Raw genomic sequence first — 15022 nt, 5'->3', positions numbered from 1 at the left:
TGCATACTTTTATTCTATATGGAAATTTATGAGAAGACTATGGGGTTGTATTACATTTTTTTGTGAGAAGTGATCGTATTAATTGTCTTAATTTTCAGTGGATATTAAACTTGTAGTTATGAGGTGATTTTTAATAAAGGGTGGGGAAATAGAGATGACAGTATATTGGTTGACTAACGTAATGCTTGAATCAGGATATACATATGAAGAAGAGAGAATTTCACAAACAGAAACAGAATTATGCAGTTTACTTATTGAAGATGGTCGAATTAAAAAAATTATAAAAGGGATTGTTCAAGAGGAAGATATAGTAACTTTTGATGCTAAGAACTTATTAATGTTGCCAGCTTTCAAAGAGATGCACATTCACATTGATAAAACATATTATAGTGGCCCATGGAAAGCTTGTATGCCAGCAGAAAGTATTTTTACACGTTTTAATGAAGAAGAAAAAATTTTACCAAAGCAATTAGCGACTGCCCAAAATAGAGCGGAAAATATGCTAGAGTTACTACTGCAAAATGGTGCAACGAATATTAGAACGCATTGTAATGTTGATCCAATTATTGGGCTTGGTAATTTGGAGGCGACGTTAGCGGCATTAGAAACATATAAAAATCGAGTATCTAGTAGAATTGTTGCGTTTCCGCAACATGGATTATTGCGCAGTAATTCTGTGCAACTCGTGAAAGATGCGATGCGTATGGGTGCTCATCTAGTCGGAGGAGTAGATCCAGCTACAGTGGATAATGACATTGAAAAGTCATTACATACAATTATGGATATCGCAGTCGAATTTAATGCGGATGTTGATATTCATTTGCACGATGCGAATAATCTTGGAACGTTTACGATGAAGAGATTGGCAAGTTTAACAGAAGAAGCAGGATGGCAAGGCCGTGTAACGATCAGTCATGCACTTGGACTTGGTGGTGTTACTGATAAAGAGGCTGAAGAAGTGGCAGAAAGACTCGCAAATGTAAATATTGATATTACTTCAACAGTGCCAATTGGTAAACAAGTAATCCCAATTCCGTTATTAGATAAAAAAGGTGTTAAGGTTTCATTAGGCAATGATAGCATTACAGATCATTGGTCACCGTTTGGAACAGGTGATATGCTTCAAAAGGCGAATCGATTAGCAGAGCGTTTTGGGTGGAGTGACGAAAGGTCTTTAGGAAAAGCACTCCGCTTTATTACAGGAGGAAAAGAAACGTTAAATAAGGAAGGGAAACGAGTATGGCCGAATGTAGGGGATGAAGCGAGCTTTGTTTTGACGAATGCGACATGCGCTGCTGAAGCAGTAGCACGTCAAACAGAAAAACGTTTAGTCGTGTATAAAGGAAATATTGTTGTTGGAAGTTTAAATGAGGTGGAATTAAATAATCTTGTGTAGAAGAATCGTTTAAATATTTTGAGGAGGGTTCTAATGGTGAGTATAGAACTCTTCTTTTTTATTCTTACAATATATTTTTATAGGAAAGCTAGAAGGGATGAAAAAATTGGACAATCAACATAACCAAAATCATATTATGGGAACTTTACAATGGTTTATATTTTTATTAGCAAATTCAATCGCACTACCAATTGTCGTTGGCGGATTATTTCATCTTACGACGGAAGAAATATTTTATTTAATGCAGCGTACGTTTTTTGTAGTTGGTATATCTTCTTTTTTACAAGGATGGCTTGGGCATAGACTGCCAATTGCGGATGGGCCGGCTGGATCTTGGGTTGGTGTATTTACCGTACTTGCTTATGCAACGGCCGGACAAGATCAATTACATAGTACACTGCAAATTTTAGAATTAGGAATGATAATCTCCGGTGTTATTCTAATAGGATTAGGAGTAACTGGTTTTATAGGACGTATTTTATTTTTATTTACGCCGCTTGTGACAGGGACGTTTTTACTTTTATTATGTTTACAATTAAGTGGTGTATTTTTAAAAGGAATGTTAGGAATTACAGCTACTATTTCTCAAATCGACGGATTTACAGCAATGATCGCGTTTAGTATATTTCTGTTCGTTATTATACTATCTAATTTTGGAAAAGGCTTTGTCAAAAGTTATGCAGTTTTAATAGGATTAATTAGTGGGTGGGTTATTTTTCTCATTGCAGGAAAAGTGACAATCCCATCTCAAGTAACTCATTTTGTGCAACTTCCACATATATTTGCTTGGGGACTTCCAAAATGGAATACAGGTATGGCTGTATCAAGTTTTGTTATGGTATGTATTTTAGTTTCGAATACGGTGGCAGCTATTATAGCAATTAATCAAGCAACTATTCATAAAGCGACTATTGAACAAAAACAGTTGAAAGATGGAACATGGGTTGGAGGGATTTCGCATATCATCTCTTCTGTATTTTCAACTGTAGGTGTCGTTCCGTTACCAGCAACGGCAGGATTTATACGTTTAACAAAACAAAAGTATATACGATCGTTCTTAATGGCATGTGCGTTACTAGTCGTAATGTCTCTTTTTCCAAGTATTATTCGTTACTTAGCATCTTTACCATCAGCTGTCGCATCGGCTGTTTTAATGGCTTCGTTCGTACAGTTAATTGGAATTGGATTTAATAATATAAAACAAGTGCCGATGAGTGAAAGGAATGTGACGATTTTAGGCGTTGCAGTATTATTTGGCAGCGGCGTTATGTTTTTACCGTCTGGAGTACTCCAATCCTTGCCGTCTGTTATGCAATATATATTCGGTAATGGTTTATTCGTAGGTACGGTTGTAAGTATATTGCTAGAACAAATATGGCGCGTTGGAAAGTAAGTGGATAAAAAGAGTGTACGCACTGTATAAAAGTCTAAAATAACATAGGAAATAAAGCCCATTTTCATTCACCACCTGCACATTTCGTTCATACAATATCTTGACTAAATAAACACCCAACTTACACATACACAGCTCTGGCTTAAGCAAGGAGGGTTATACCAGTTGAAGGAAAAAGCGTATCAATCTAAACCTTTACTCACAAAGAGAGAGAGAGAAGTATTTGAATTGCTGGTTCAAGATAAAACAACGAAGGAAATTGCAGGTGAACTTTTTATAAGTGAAAAGACAGTTCGCAACCACATCTCAAACGCAATGCAAAAGCTAGGGGTTAAAGGACGTTCACAAGCAGTTGTGGAGCTTCTTCGTATGGGAGAGCTCGAATTATAAGAAAGCAGCCGACTTTTATATAAAAGTCGGCTATTTTTTTGTTTGCTTCACTTGCTATATGAATGATAAAAACGTTTCATACATAAATAGGTAATAAGGAGGGGATATGTTGAAAAGGATACTGTTAGTTTCAACAAGTGCTCATGATATGAATGGACACCCGACTGGTTTGTGGCTTGAAGAGCTCGCAGCTCCTTATCATGTATTAAAAAAGGCTAAGTTTGATGTTGATATTGTGTCAATAAAAGGTGGGAGAGTACCTATAGATAGAGTGTCTATTCCGAATGGTATACCTCGCGAATTCAAGCATGTAGCTTCTTTATTGCAAAATACGAGGCCGATTTCAAATGTTCATTTTTCGGATTATGATGCGGTTTTATTTGGTGGTGGGCACGGGGCGATTGTAGATTTTCCAGGTAATCCATATGTAGCAAATTTGATTGAGAATATGTATAACAATAACCGGATTGTAGCGGCTGTTTGTCACGGAGTAAGCTCTTTAGTCGGTGTGAAAAATAAGGATGGCTCGTTTTTTGTTGCGGGTAAGCGTATAACAGGTTATACAAACGATGAAGAAAGAGCTGTACATTTAGAAAAGCGCGTTCCGTTTTTGCTAGAAAGTAAGTTGAAAGAAGAAGGAGCTTTGTTTTATGTAGCCCCCAATTTTACGCCGCATGTAGTAGTAGATGGTCATTTAATTACAGGACAAAATCCACAGTCTAGCGTGGAAATAGGTAAGGCTATAAAAAGGGCTGTAAATAAATTATCGTCATTTTAATTTCTGCTCATTTCTTCTTATTAACGGGAATGTCTTCTTTTCAAAAAAAGATGGAGCAATGAATATGCACTTTATATAGAAGAAACCGACTTTCTTATAGAAGGTCGGTTATTTTTCTATCTTGCAAATTACGAAAAAAAGGAGCAAAATAAAAAAGGTCCTAGTCTATACATGGGAAAATGAAAATTTTCATACAGAAGCATTTGAAGTGAGCGAACTTAAAGTGTGTAAAATATAATGATAAGCATAAAAGATGATGAATGAGAAAACGGGTGATGAAGTTGAATAGAGCAATCGGTGTTATCGATTCAGGAGTTGGCGGTTTAACAGTAGCAAAGGAATTAATTCGTCAGTTGCCGAAAGAGCGTATCATATATTTAGGAGATACAGCACGTTGTCCTTATGGTCCACGTTCTCGAGAAGAAGTACGTCAATTTACGTGGGAAATGACGGAGCATTTACTAGATTTAAATATTAAAATGTTAGTTATTGCGTGTAATACAGCAACTGCAGTTGTATTAGAAGAGATGCAAAAACAATTACCAATTCCAGTAGTAGGAGTTATTCACCCAGGATCACGTACAGCTTTAAAAGTGACAAACACGTATCACGTTGGGATTATTGGAACGATTGGAACGGTGAAAAGTGGTGCATACGAAGAGGCGTTAAAGTCTATTAATAACCGTGTTATGGTAGAAAGTTTAGCTTGTCCACCTTTCGTTGAACTTGTAGAGAGTGGGAATTTCGAAAGTGAAATGGCGTATGAAGTTGTAAGAGAAACGCTGCAACCACTGAAAAGTACCGATATTGATACACTTATATTAGGGTGTACACATTATCCGATTTTAGGACCTGTTATTAAAAAAGTAATGGGAGATAAAGTGCAACTAATTAGTTCTGGTGATGAAACAGCACGTGAAGTCAGTACAATCTTATATCATAGTAAAATGTTGAATGAAGGAGAAGAACAAAGCGATCATCTCTTCTTAACAACAGGAAAAATAGGCTTGTTTAAAGAAATTGCATCCAAATGGTTCGGTCAACCGATTGAAAATGTGAAGCATATTCATTTAGAAAAAGAATAATAGTAGAATTTATATAAGTGAGCTCCTGAGAAATCAGGAGTTTTTGTTTTATCTTGCTATTTGCTGGGGAGTAAGACCCCTGTTGATTAAAGTTTCAATTTATAAGAGGCGCAGCTTGTTCTAAAACGTGAAACAGCTCGTATACATAATAGTACAAACTTAGATTTTAGGGGGGAATGGCATGCCTAAATCCACTTTTAAATGGGTTGTTGGTGCTACTGTGAGTGCTGTTTTACTAACAGGGTGTGGCTTTATAAATCAAGAGAAAGCAACTGAACAAATTGATCCGCCAAAACAAGTTACGTATACAGAGGGTGGGAAGAAAGAAGTAGCTAAAAAAGATAAGCAAGGGCAAATGGTAAATAGAGAACTATACCTTGTTGATAAAAATGGTTATGTTGTACCACAAACGTTAGCTATACCTACTCCGAAAGCAAATGAGACTGTGAAGCAAACGTTAGAATACCTTGTGAAAGATGGACCGGTAACGAATTTATTACCGAATGGGTTTCGTGCAGTCATTCCGGCGAATACAACGATGACCTTAGATTTGAAAAAGGACGGAACGGCAGTTATTGATTTCTCTAAAGAAATGAAAAACTATGCGAAAGAAGAAGAGCGTCAAATCGTTGAATCTATAGCTTGGACGTTGACGCAATTTACAGAGATAAAACAAGTGCAGTTCCAAATAAATGGTGAGAAATTGGCAAAGATGCCGGTTGGTGGTACACCGCTTGGTGAAGGAGTGAGCCGTGCAAATGGTATTAACTTCGATGATGAACAAGTAGCAGATGTAACAAATACAAAACCAGTCACACTGTATTTTATGGCGCAAAATAATAATAAACAGCAATACTACGTACCAGTCACACGCCGCGTTGCGGAAGGTAAAGAAAATGACTATGCAACAATTATAGATGAACTTGTAAAAGGTCCGATCCATCAATCGCTCCTGAATGATTTTAATCCAGGCGTTAAGCTTATTACGAATCCGAAATTACAAGACGGAAATCTTACATTAAACTTTAATGAAAATATATTTGTAAACCCAGATAAAAATATGATCTCAAATTACGTATTGAAGTCGTTAGTTTTATCTTTAACAGAAAAGAAAGGTGTGAAAAATATTTCTATTGAAGTGAATGGAAAAGCAAATCTTATAGATGAAAAGGGCGGAAAGTTAATAAAACCTGTAGATCGTCCAGAAAACGTGAATACAGGTAGTTTTTAATCGTCAATAATTTGATATACTTAAGTAAGAAAGAGGAATTGCTTTTTGGGTTCCTCTGCTTTTATTGTATACATATCATACATTTAAATTTGGCTATACTAACAAGTAGTTATGAGGAGGTTATTTTTATGCGAGTAGATGGTAGAGAGAAAACAGAATTACGCCATATACATATTCATACGAATTATTTAAAACATCCAGAAGGATCAGTGTTAATTGAGGTTGGGGATACAAAGGTAATTTGCTCAGCGACAATTGAAGAGCGTGTCCCGCCATTTATGCGTGGAGAAGGAAAGGGCTGGGTAACAGCTGAATATGCGATGATTCCACGTGCGACAGAACAACGTACAATTAGGGAGTCAAGCAAAGGGAAAGTAACAGGACGTACAATGGAAATCCAGCGCTTAATAGGACGAGCATTACGTGCGGTAGTTGATTTAGAAGCGCTTGGCGAGAGAACAGTTTGGATTGACTGTGATGTCATCCAAGCAGATGGTGGAACGAGAACAGCTTCTATTACAGGTGCATATGTAGCGATGGTATTAGCTTTCGAGAAATTATTACAAGCAGAAAAAGTATCTAAAATTCCAGTAAAAGATTATTTAGCAGCAACATCAGTAGGAATTGTTGAAGAGCAAGGTGTTGTTTTAGATTTAAACTATGCAGAAGATTCTAAAGCAGACGTTGATATGAATGTAATTATGACTGGAAAAGGTCAGTTCGTTGAAGTGCAAGGAACTGGAGAAGAAGCGACGTTTAGTAGAGCGCAGTTAAATGAATTACTTGATGCAGCAGAACAAGGCATTTTCCAACTGATTGATATGCAAAAAGAAGCGTTAGGTGACATCGTATCTCATATAGAGTAGAGGTGGAAAGTATGAAACAAGTTGTTGTAGCGACAAAAAATATGGGGAAAGTACGTGAATTTGCTGAGTTATTTGAGCGATTTGATTTAGAAGTGAAATCATTACACGATTTTCCTCATATTGAAGAAGTCGAAGAAACTGGTGAAACATTTGAAGAAAATGCGATCTTAAAAGCGGATAGTTTGAGTAGACAGTTGAATGCAATTGTAATTGCGGATGATTCAGGTCTTATTGTAGATGCGTTAAACGGGAAACCAGGCGTGTATTCAGCTCGTTTTGCTGGAGAGCCAAAAGATGATCAAGCGAATATTGATAAAGTTTTACAAGAATTAAATGAAATACCGTTTGATAAGCGTAAAGCTCGCTTCTACTGTGCATTAGCAGTAGCTTTCCCTGAAGGTGATAAAAAGCCTGTCATTGTAAACGGGACATGTGAAGGATTTATTTTAGAACAACGCCGCGGAGAAAATGGCTTTGGATACGATCCGATCTTTTATGTGGAAGAGTACAAAAAAGCAATGGCGGAATTAAGTTCAGATGAAAAAAATGCTATTAGTCACCGCGGACGTGCTCTTCGTAAGTTAGAAGAAAAAATCCCGGAATGGTTTTTAGGAGAATAAGGGAGAGAGAATGATGAAAGCTTTAATCGTAAGCGATAGTCATAGCTCTGTGAAGGAATTACAGCAGTTGAAAGAGAAGTATGAAGGGAAAGTAGATATCATGATTCATTGCGGTGATTCAGAGCTAACATCTGCTCATGAAGAACTGCAAGGTTTCCATGTTGTAAAAGGAAACTGTGATTATGCTAACTTTCAAGATGAAATTGTAACTGATGTAGATGGAATTCGCTTCTTAGTTGTGCATGGACATCGCCATAATGTGAAAATGACATTACAAACGCTAGCGTACCATGCTGAAGAAGTGGGAGCACAAGTTGCATGCTTCGGACATTCTCACGTATTAGGTGCGGAATTAATCGAGGGCGTTTTATTTATTAATCCAGGCAGTATTTTATTACCACGTCAGCGTGTAGAAAAGACATTTGCTTTATTAGAAATGGATGAAAATCAAATGGAAGTTCGTTTTGAAACGTTAGACGGACAACTAGTTGAACAGGCAGTTTTTAAAAGAGGATAAGAAAATTTATCCTCTTTTAAAAAAGGTGTTGACTTTATGTGTGGTTATACATATAATAAATATTGTCGATAGGGCAACGGCGCTAACGAAGAAAAGAAAATAACATATGCGGGTGTAGTTTAGTGGTAAAACAAGAGCCTTCCAAGCTCTGGTCGAGAGTTCGATTCTCTTCACCCGCTCCATGTCCCAGTAGCTCAGCCGGATAGAGCATACGCCTTCTAAGCGTACGGTCGGGAGTTCGAATCTCTCCTGGGACGCTAAAAAAACCTTGTTATCTTTTGATAACAAGGTTTTTTGTTTGGGTTATAAGTGTAGTTCATGCTTAATATTTGCGACCTTTCCTTTGATATTAAGCAGTTGCATATGTACTTCTTTTTCTTAAATAAAAAGAGGACCATTTATGCGCCCTATTCCTCTTATTTAATTTAAAGAATCAATAGGTTTATGATGGAACTCAAATCCATATCCAGATTCTCTTAATTGTTTACTTACAATATTATAAAACTCTTTACCATTCTAGTACGATTGAGCAGCAGTTATCGGAACTTATCCCTGTGAGTGTGTTACAATTAATAGAAGCGGAAAACGAGAATCTCCAATTGACTGGACCTGTGATTGGTTAGATGGTTTAAGAAGGTCGTATAAAAAAGGGAGATGGCGCAAAGATGGCGAGATCAAATGAGAACGATTTAACGGAGAAATTGGCAGAAGGTCACCGAAAATATGGTGATGGCAATTTTACAGTACAGAACATCGGTGATGAAACTAACCCGAATTGGACTATCGTAAAAAATGTGAGGAAGGGATCGGCAGGCATTCGCGAAGGAGAAGATATATTAAGACTGCGATCAAAATATATAAAATAGTACGGAAATGGGCGGAGCGGGAGCTCGAATCTCTCCTGGTACGCTACAAAAACCTTGTTATCTTTTGATAACAAGGTTTTCTGTTTAGTTATTAATAAACTTCTCAAATACAAAACCATAATCTTTCACATTATATTGTTTCTTCGTATCAACAAGCCAGTTAAAGGCAATCTCGTTCATTTCTTTAAATTGCTCTGCTAAATTTACTTGTGCGTTTGAAATGCGGCTAAAGGCATTAGATGCCATATCTAAACTTTTATGTGCATATTGTAATGTAATATCGTTGTCGTATGAAATTTCTTCGATTTTAAGTAAAGCCTTATATAAATCTTTTAATTCTTCAATATGTTTTTTATGAACATCAATTGAGTAATGTTCATCGCCCATTTGAAACTTAATTTCTACATCTAAATCAATCGTTCCTGCAGTTTCAAGTGCTACGTTTTTAATTTGATATTTACTATAACTAAAGCGGCGTAGTGTACGTTTTTTACTTGTTGCGCTTGTACCGTCTAAGTGAATTAACCCTTTGTTTGTGAAGCAATATTCATCTGATTTCGATTTAATTAGAAAGTAAATTTTCTCCCCATCTTCATGCATTACATAATCATCGGCATCGACCTTATCATAGTCTTTAGGTGTAATAACAGAACCTACATCGCTTAGTCCTAATACATCTGCGGCCATTTTTTTAAACATATATAATCCCCCTTGTAAATTAAATTCTTAATTGTACAAAAATATATTAACATGATTTTCATCCTTTGTTTTCTTGTAATACGAAAATATCTGAAGGTAAGTTAAGAAAAGTAATGAATAATTATTTTGATCCTAAATTATTTAGTAAATCTATTAGTTTAAGATTGGATTCTTCGAAAAATAACCAAGAGAAAAAAGTTAATTTTGCAAGTGATTATAGAGAAATTCCGTGAAAGCACCTCAAGCTATGTGAGGTGTTTTTCTATCCTCTTTTGAAATCTTACAATTCTGTAAGGTAACTGTAAGGTAGTTCGATGGTAACAAATTGCTAATCTTTTATAATGAAGATAACAACGATAAAACGAGGAGGCAGAAATGATGAAAGGATTAGTTGTAACGGGCTTAACGGTTGCTTTTGGATTTGTAGCGTATGAGAAATTAACGTATGTAGTTGATGTTGTGAAACATTTGATTGCTTAGAGAAAACAGCCATGAGAGGGAAAGGGAATGAGTGAATGAATGGAATGGTTATTTGGAATTATAGGTACTTGTAGTGTAGTGTTATTGTTCTTTGTCCCAAGTGGTATACTTAGTTCGACAACAAGTTTGTTCTTCTTAAGTTTGTTTGCTTGTACGATGCTTATTATTATGTTTTTAATGAAGCGAAGTAAGCCAATCTTCTATTTTAGCATGATTGTTATGGCAATTATTGTTCTCCAAATTATTACCCTTGTAATATACCCCACAATTATAAAAGCTTTCCATTAATGATGAATCCTCTGCGTTTGTTGCTGGGGATTTTTATTTGTACAATTTTAATTTTTAGTAGAGATTTATTCGTATTGGAATGTAAAAATTAAATATTTTCATATTTCAAACAAATAATTTGGGGATGTTGTGTTCTCATTACGCATTTGATATATTTACTTTGAACATAATTAAAATCAAGAAAAAGAGGCGGACGTATGGATAAAAAAGAAAATACGGTCGTATTGTTTCCGCAGCTATCAGAGCGCTATATTGATGAAGGTTTTTTAGCGTTGAAAGAGCGGAAGTTCGAAGATGCATTGCGCTGCTTTGAAATATTACGTCAGTATAATGCGGAAACGGAACAAACGGAATTAGCTTCAGTTATTTGTTTACTCGAATTAAAACGTATGGAAGAAGCGAAAGACAAATGTGAACAGTTGCTTAAAACAGGAGTTGTCTTATTTGGTGATATTCTTGAAACGTACGTGACTATTTTAGTTCAAACAAATGATTATGAAGGTGTTATTGAAACTGTTGAAAAGGTTTTACAAACGAAAGATATAATGCCTGATCAAAAGGAAAAATTAGCGCAGCTTGCTTTATTTGCAGAAGGTATGCTAAATGAGGGAGACGCATCGCTAGTGGATTCAAATTTTGAGTTGAATGAGTTTACTAATGAAATTTTTGGAGAAAACTTTGGACAGAAGCTAAGAGCGATTCAGCGACTTTCATTAAAAGACTTAGATCTTGCATTACCTATTTTAAAGAAATTTTTAATAGATGAAGAGCAACACCCCTATTTGAAAACTTCTATTTTGTATAAAATGATAGAAAGTCAGGTAGAAGAGGAAATAGAGGTAGAAAAGTTTGGGAATACGATTAAGGTAATTCCAGCATTTACAGGTCATAATGAGGAGCAATCCAATAACATTATACATAAATTATCAAGTCGATTAGAGCAAAATTATCCCGATATATTTGAAGCGATGGTTACATATTGGAAAGAATTGCAAATTAGCATTTTCCCATTCGCTCTATTAATGGATAAAGAAGAGATTTGGTCAGCTGTTTTAGAGAGAATTGGAAGAAAGCGTTTCGGATTGGCTATTGATGAAGAAGAGCTTATGGCAGCATACAATATCGAATTGGAAGAGTTTCATATTGCCTATCAATGGTTATTACGTGTTGAAAGAGAAGGATATTTGCCCGTATAATTATGAAAAAGAATCGTTCAGTTCTTGAAACGAGCATATTCTATGTTATAATGTAAGGGTTGCAAAAGGCAGAAAACTGCCTGTTTGTAAGAGAAGAGAAGTGTAATTCTCTTACTTAATATGTTTCATATTATTCTCGAACAAAATATACCGTAGTTGTCTTCTGGGCAATTAGTAGATTGGAACATTATATCTGAAAGCTTTTGCTAGAGGATTATTTGTGTATTTGTTATTTCAAAAAAGAGATAATGAAGATCTTAATCTATAGAGGTATGTGCATACATTATTATAGTTGGAGGGAAAGAATAAATGTCTACAAAATGGGAAAAATTAGAAGGTAACGTTGGCGTTTTAACAATCGAAGTTGATGCTAAAGAAGTAAACAACTCTATCGACGCTGCGTTCAAAAAAGTAGTAAAAACAATTAACGTACCAGGTTTCCGTAAAGGAAAAATGCCTCGTCCATTATTCGAACAACGCTTTGGTATTGAATCTTTATACCAAGATGCTTTAGATATCATTTTACCAAAAGCATACGGTGAAGCGATTGAAGAAGCTGGTATCTTCCCAGTTGATCATCCTGAAATCGACATCGAGAAGTTCGAAAAAAATGCTAACCTTATCTTCACTGCAAAAGTTACAGTGAAACCTGAAGTTAAATTAGGTGAGTACAAAGGTTTAGCAGTAGAAAAAGTTGAAACAACTGTAACTGACGAAGATGTAGAGAACGAATTAAAATCTTTACAAGAACGTCAAGCTGAACTAGTTGTTAAAGAAGAAGGAACTGTTGAAAACGGTGATACAGCTGTAATCGACTTCGAAGGTTTCGTTGATGGCGAAGCATTTGAAGGCGGAAAAGGCGAAAACTACTCTCTAGCAATCGGTTCTGGTACATTCATCCCAGGTTTCGAAGAGCAAGTAATCGGTCTTAAATCTGGTGAGTCTAAAGACGTTGAAGTATCATTCCCAGAAGAGTACCATGCTGCTGAATTAGCTGGCAAACCAGCAACATTCAAAGTAACAATTCACGAAATCAAAACCAAAGAACTTCCTGAGTTAAACGACGAGTTCGCTAAAGAAGCAGACGAAGCGGTTGCAACTCTTGATGAATTAAAAGCAAAACTTCGCACAAACTTAGAAGAAGGCAAAAAGCACGAAGCTGAGCACAAAGTACGTGACGAAGTAGTAGAATTAGCTGCTGCTAACGCTGAAATCGAAATTCCAGAAGCTATGATCAACACTGAGTTAGATCGTATGGTTCGTGAATTCGAGCAACGTTTAAGCCAACAAGGTATGAACCTTGAGCTTTACTACCAATTCACAGGTACTGATGCTGACAAATTAAAAGAGCAAATGAAAGAAGATGCACAAAAACGTGTAAGAATCAATCTTGTTCTTGAAGCTATCATTGAAGCTGAAAACATCGAAGTTACTGAAGAAGAAGTAACTGCAGAAGTTGAAAAAATGGCTGAAATGTACGGTATGCCAGTAGACGCTATCAAGCAAGCTCTTGGAAGCGTAGACGCTTTAGCTGAAGATCTTAAAGTGCGTAAAGCTGTAGACTTCTTAGTAGAAAACGCTGCATAATAAAATAACAAGGCACGATTAAAATCGTGCCTTGTTTTATAAATATAGAAATATATTTATAAAACTTTTCGATGGAGAAGGAAAAGTTCCTTTACAAGTCGAATATACATATTTCAAAAGTTTTAAAAATTTTTTATTTGTACATAACTAGTCATATTATTTGTATTTCTCGCCACGTAGTGACATAATATGTATTTACATACGATACATTTATCGTGTACATACGAAGGCAAGAGGTTAGCACTTTGTAAGGGGTGTGAAAATATGTTTAAATTTAATGATGAAAAAGGGCAATTAAAATGTTCTTTCTGTGGTAAAACACAAACGCAAGTTCGAAAGTTAGTGGCAGGTCCAGGTGTTTACATTTGTGACGAGTGTATCGAACTTTGTACTGAAATTGTACAAGAGGAGCTTGCGAAGGACGAAGAAGTAGAATTCAAAGATGTACCGAAACCGGTAGAAATTCGTGAAATCTTAGATGAGTATGTCATCGGGCAAGATAGCGCGAAAAAAGCACTAGCGGTAGCGGTATATAACCATTACAAACGCATTAATTCTAACAGCAAAATTGATGATGTAGAATTAGCGAAGAGTAATATCGCACTTATCGGGCCAACAGGTAGTGGTAAAACATTACTGGCACAAACTTTAGCGCGTATTTTAAATGTTCCATTTGCAATCGCGGACGCAACATCTTTAACAGAAGCTGGATATGTTGGGGAAGATGTAGAAAATATCTTACTAAAATTAATTCAAGCAGCTGATTATGATGTAGAGAAAGCGGAAAAAGGAATTATTTATATTGATGAGATTGATAAAGTGGCACGTAAGTCCGAAAATCCATCAATTACACGTGATGTATCTGGTGAAGGTGTGCAGCAGGCACTTCTGAAAATTTTAGAAGGTACTGTAGCAAGCGTTCCACCTCAAGGTGGTCGTAAGCATCCGCACCAAGAGTTTATTCAAATTGATACAACGAACATCTTATTCATTTGTGGTGGAGCGTTTGATGGCATTGAGCCGATTATTAAACGTCGCCTTGGTGAAAAAGTAATTGGATTTGGTTCTGAGAAGAAAAATGCTGATGTAAATGAGAAGCATGTTTTATCTCACGTATTACCAGAGGATCTTTTAAGATTTGGTTTAATTCCAGAGTTTATCGGTCGTCTTCCAGTTATTGCGAACCTAGAGCCACTTGATGAAGATGCTCTTGTTGATATTTTAACGAAACCGAAAAATGCACTTGTTAAGCAATTCCAAAAATTATTGGAGCTTGACGATGTTGAGTTAGAGTTTGAAGAAGGTGCACTAATCGAAATTGCGAAAAAAGCAATTGAACGTAAAACGGGTGCTCGTGGACTTCGTTCTATTATTGAAGGCTTAATGCTTGATGTAATGTTCGAACTTCCATCTCGTAAAGATATCGAGAAGTGTATTCTTACAAAAGAAACAGTAGCTGATAATGAGCCGCCAAAATTGGTGTTACAAGACGGTACTGTACTTGATACAAAAACATCTGCATAATGCGAAAGGGAAACAGCAATTTTTATAATTGCTGTTTTTCTTTATGTTTAGCTACGTTCCTCCGCGGAAATACTAAGAGATAAAATATTGCGGGAGGAAATAAATA

Annotated in this window: 15 protein-coding genes, 2 tRNA genes and 1 pseudogene; 16 read left to right on the top strand and 2 right to left on the bottom strand. The window is 36.0% G+C overall.

From position 1 onward, the window contains the following. Nucleotides 1–154 precede the first annotated feature (154 nt). From DN399_RS22100 to DN399_RS22050, 11 genes are all read left to right on the top strand, one after another. A complete protein-coding gene (locus tag DN399_RS22100; protein WP_000219564.1) occupies nucleotides 155–1396 on the top strand; it encodes an amidohydrolase family protein in 1242 nt (413 codons plus the stop codon). A gap of 97 nt (nucleotides 1397–1493) precedes the next feature. After that, entirely contained in the window at nucleotides 1494–2789 is a 1296-nt protein-coding gene (locus DN399_RS22095; RefSeq protein WP_025710198.1) for a purine/pyrimidine permease, read from the top strand. A gap of 165 nt (nucleotides 2790–2954) precedes the next feature. Next, complete coding sequence (gene gerE, locus DN399_RS22090) at nucleotides 2955–3179, top strand: spore germination transcription factor GerE (RefSeq protein ID WP_000659484.1); 225 nt, start codon at nucleotides 2955–2957, stop codon at nucleotides 3177–3179. A 106-nt stretch (nucleotides 3180–3285) separates the two neighbouring features. Beyond that, nucleotides 3286–3957: a type 1 glutamine amidotransferase domain-containing protein gene (locus tag DN399_RS22085; protein WP_149149934.1), complete on the top strand. Its 672-nt coding sequence runs from the start codon at nucleotides 3286–3288 to the stop codon at nucleotides 3955–3957. A gap of 275 nt (nucleotides 3958–4232) precedes the next feature. Continuing rightward, nucleotides 4233–5042 (top strand): glutamate racemase, encoded by an 810-nt coding sequence (gene racE / locus DN399_RS22080; RefSeq protein ID WP_000774005.1) that lies wholly within the window; start codon nucleotides 4233–4235, stop codon nucleotides 5040–5042. A 181-nt stretch (nucleotides 5043–5223) separates the two neighbouring features. Further along, nucleotides 5224–6273, top strand: coding sequence for a spore germination protein GerM (gene gerM, locus DN399_RS22075; protein WP_001126748.1), 1050 nt, complete (start codon nucleotides 5224–5226; stop codon nucleotides 6271–6273). A 128-nt stretch (nucleotides 6274–6401) separates the two neighbouring features. Beyond that, on the top strand, nucleotides 6402–7139 hold the full coding sequence (gene rph, locus DN399_RS22070) for a ribonuclease PH (RefSeq protein WP_001261765.1): 738 nt from the start codon (nucleotides 6402–6404) through the stop codon (nucleotides 7137–7139). 11 nt (nucleotides 7140–7150) lie between these two features. Further along, complete coding sequence (locus tag DN399_RS22065; protein WP_000815939.1) at nucleotides 7151–7759, top strand: XTP/dITP diphosphatase; 609 nt, start codon at nucleotides 7151–7153, stop codon at nucleotides 7757–7759. Nucleotides 7760–7772: 13 nt separating this feature from the next. Next, complete coding sequence (locus DN399_RS22060; protein ID WP_000645511.1) at nucleotides 7773–8276, top strand: metallophosphoesterase; 504 nt, start codon at nucleotides 7773–7775, stop codon at nucleotides 8274–8276. Between the two features lie 108 nt (nucleotides 8277–8384). Beyond that, nucleotides 8385–8458 (top strand) — tRNA-Gly (locus DN399_RS22055). A 1-nt stretch (nucleotide 8459) separates the two neighbouring features. Then, a tRNA-Arg gene (locus tag DN399_RS22050) sits at nucleotides 8460–8533 on the top strand. Between the two features lie 163 nt (nucleotides 8534–8696). Here DN399_RS22050 and DN399_RS28770 read toward each other — a convergent pair. Beyond that, nucleotides 8697–8789, bottom strand: a pseudogene (locus tag DN399_RS28770) (DUF6572 domain-containing protein); the annotation flags it as partial. A gap of 152 nt (nucleotides 8790–8941) precedes the next feature. Between DN399_RS28770 and DN399_RS22045 the strand changes: the two are divergent. Continuing rightward, entirely contained in the window at nucleotides 8942–9142 is a 201-nt protein-coding gene (locus tag DN399_RS22045; RefSeq protein WP_000124459.1) for a hypothetical protein, read from the top strand. Nucleotides 9143–9226: 84 nt separating this feature from the next. Here the strand turns inward: DN399_RS22045 and DN399_RS22040 are convergent, their stop codons facing one another. After that, nucleotides 9227–9841 carry a PH domain-containing protein gene (locus tag DN399_RS22040; protein ID WP_000473869.1) on the bottom strand — a complete coding sequence of 205 codons (615 nt, stop codon included), beginning with the start codon at nucleotides 9839–9841 and terminating at the stop codon, nucleotides 9227–9229. Nucleotides 9842–10360: 519 nt separating this feature from the next. Here DN399_RS22040 and DN399_RS22035 point away from each other — a divergent pair. The 4 genes from DN399_RS22035 (at nucleotide 10361) to clpX (ending at nucleotide 14916) form a co-directional block, all read left to right on the top strand. Beyond that, complete coding sequence (locus DN399_RS22035) at nucleotides 10361–10609, top strand: hypothetical protein (protein ID WP_001983650.1); 249 nt, start codon at nucleotides 10361–10363, stop codon at nucleotides 10607–10609. A 197-nt stretch (nucleotides 10610–10806) separates the two neighbouring features. Next, on the top strand, nucleotides 10807–11805 hold the full coding sequence (locus DN399_RS22030) for a hypothetical protein (protein WP_006921228.1): 999 nt from the start codon (nucleotides 10807–10809) through the stop codon (nucleotides 11803–11805). 309 nt (nucleotides 11806–12114) lie between these two features. Then, the gene (gene tig, locus DN399_RS22025; RefSeq protein ID WP_000105215.1) at nucleotides 12115–13392 is read left to right on the top strand and encodes a trigger factor; all 1278 of its coding nucleotides are present in this window, start codon (nucleotides 12115–12117) and stop codon (nucleotides 13390–13392) included. A 264-nt stretch (nucleotides 13393–13656) separates the two neighbouring features. Further along, entirely contained in the window at nucleotides 13657–14916 is a 1260-nt protein-coding gene (gene clpX, locus DN399_RS22020) for an ATP-dependent protease ATP-binding subunit ClpX (RefSeq protein WP_000472289.1), read from the top strand. The last annotated feature ends 106 nt before the right edge of the window (nucleotides 14917–15022 follow it).

It is taken from the genome of Bacillus sp. AR4-2 (assembly GCF_008274865.1).
Classification (GTDB): domain Bacteria; phylum Bacillota; class Bacilli; order Bacillales; family Bacillaceae_G; genus Bacillus_A; species Bacillus_A cereus.
The sequence above is the reverse complement of the archived record's forward strand: the minus strand, read 5'-3'. Positions and strand labels throughout refer to the sequence as shown.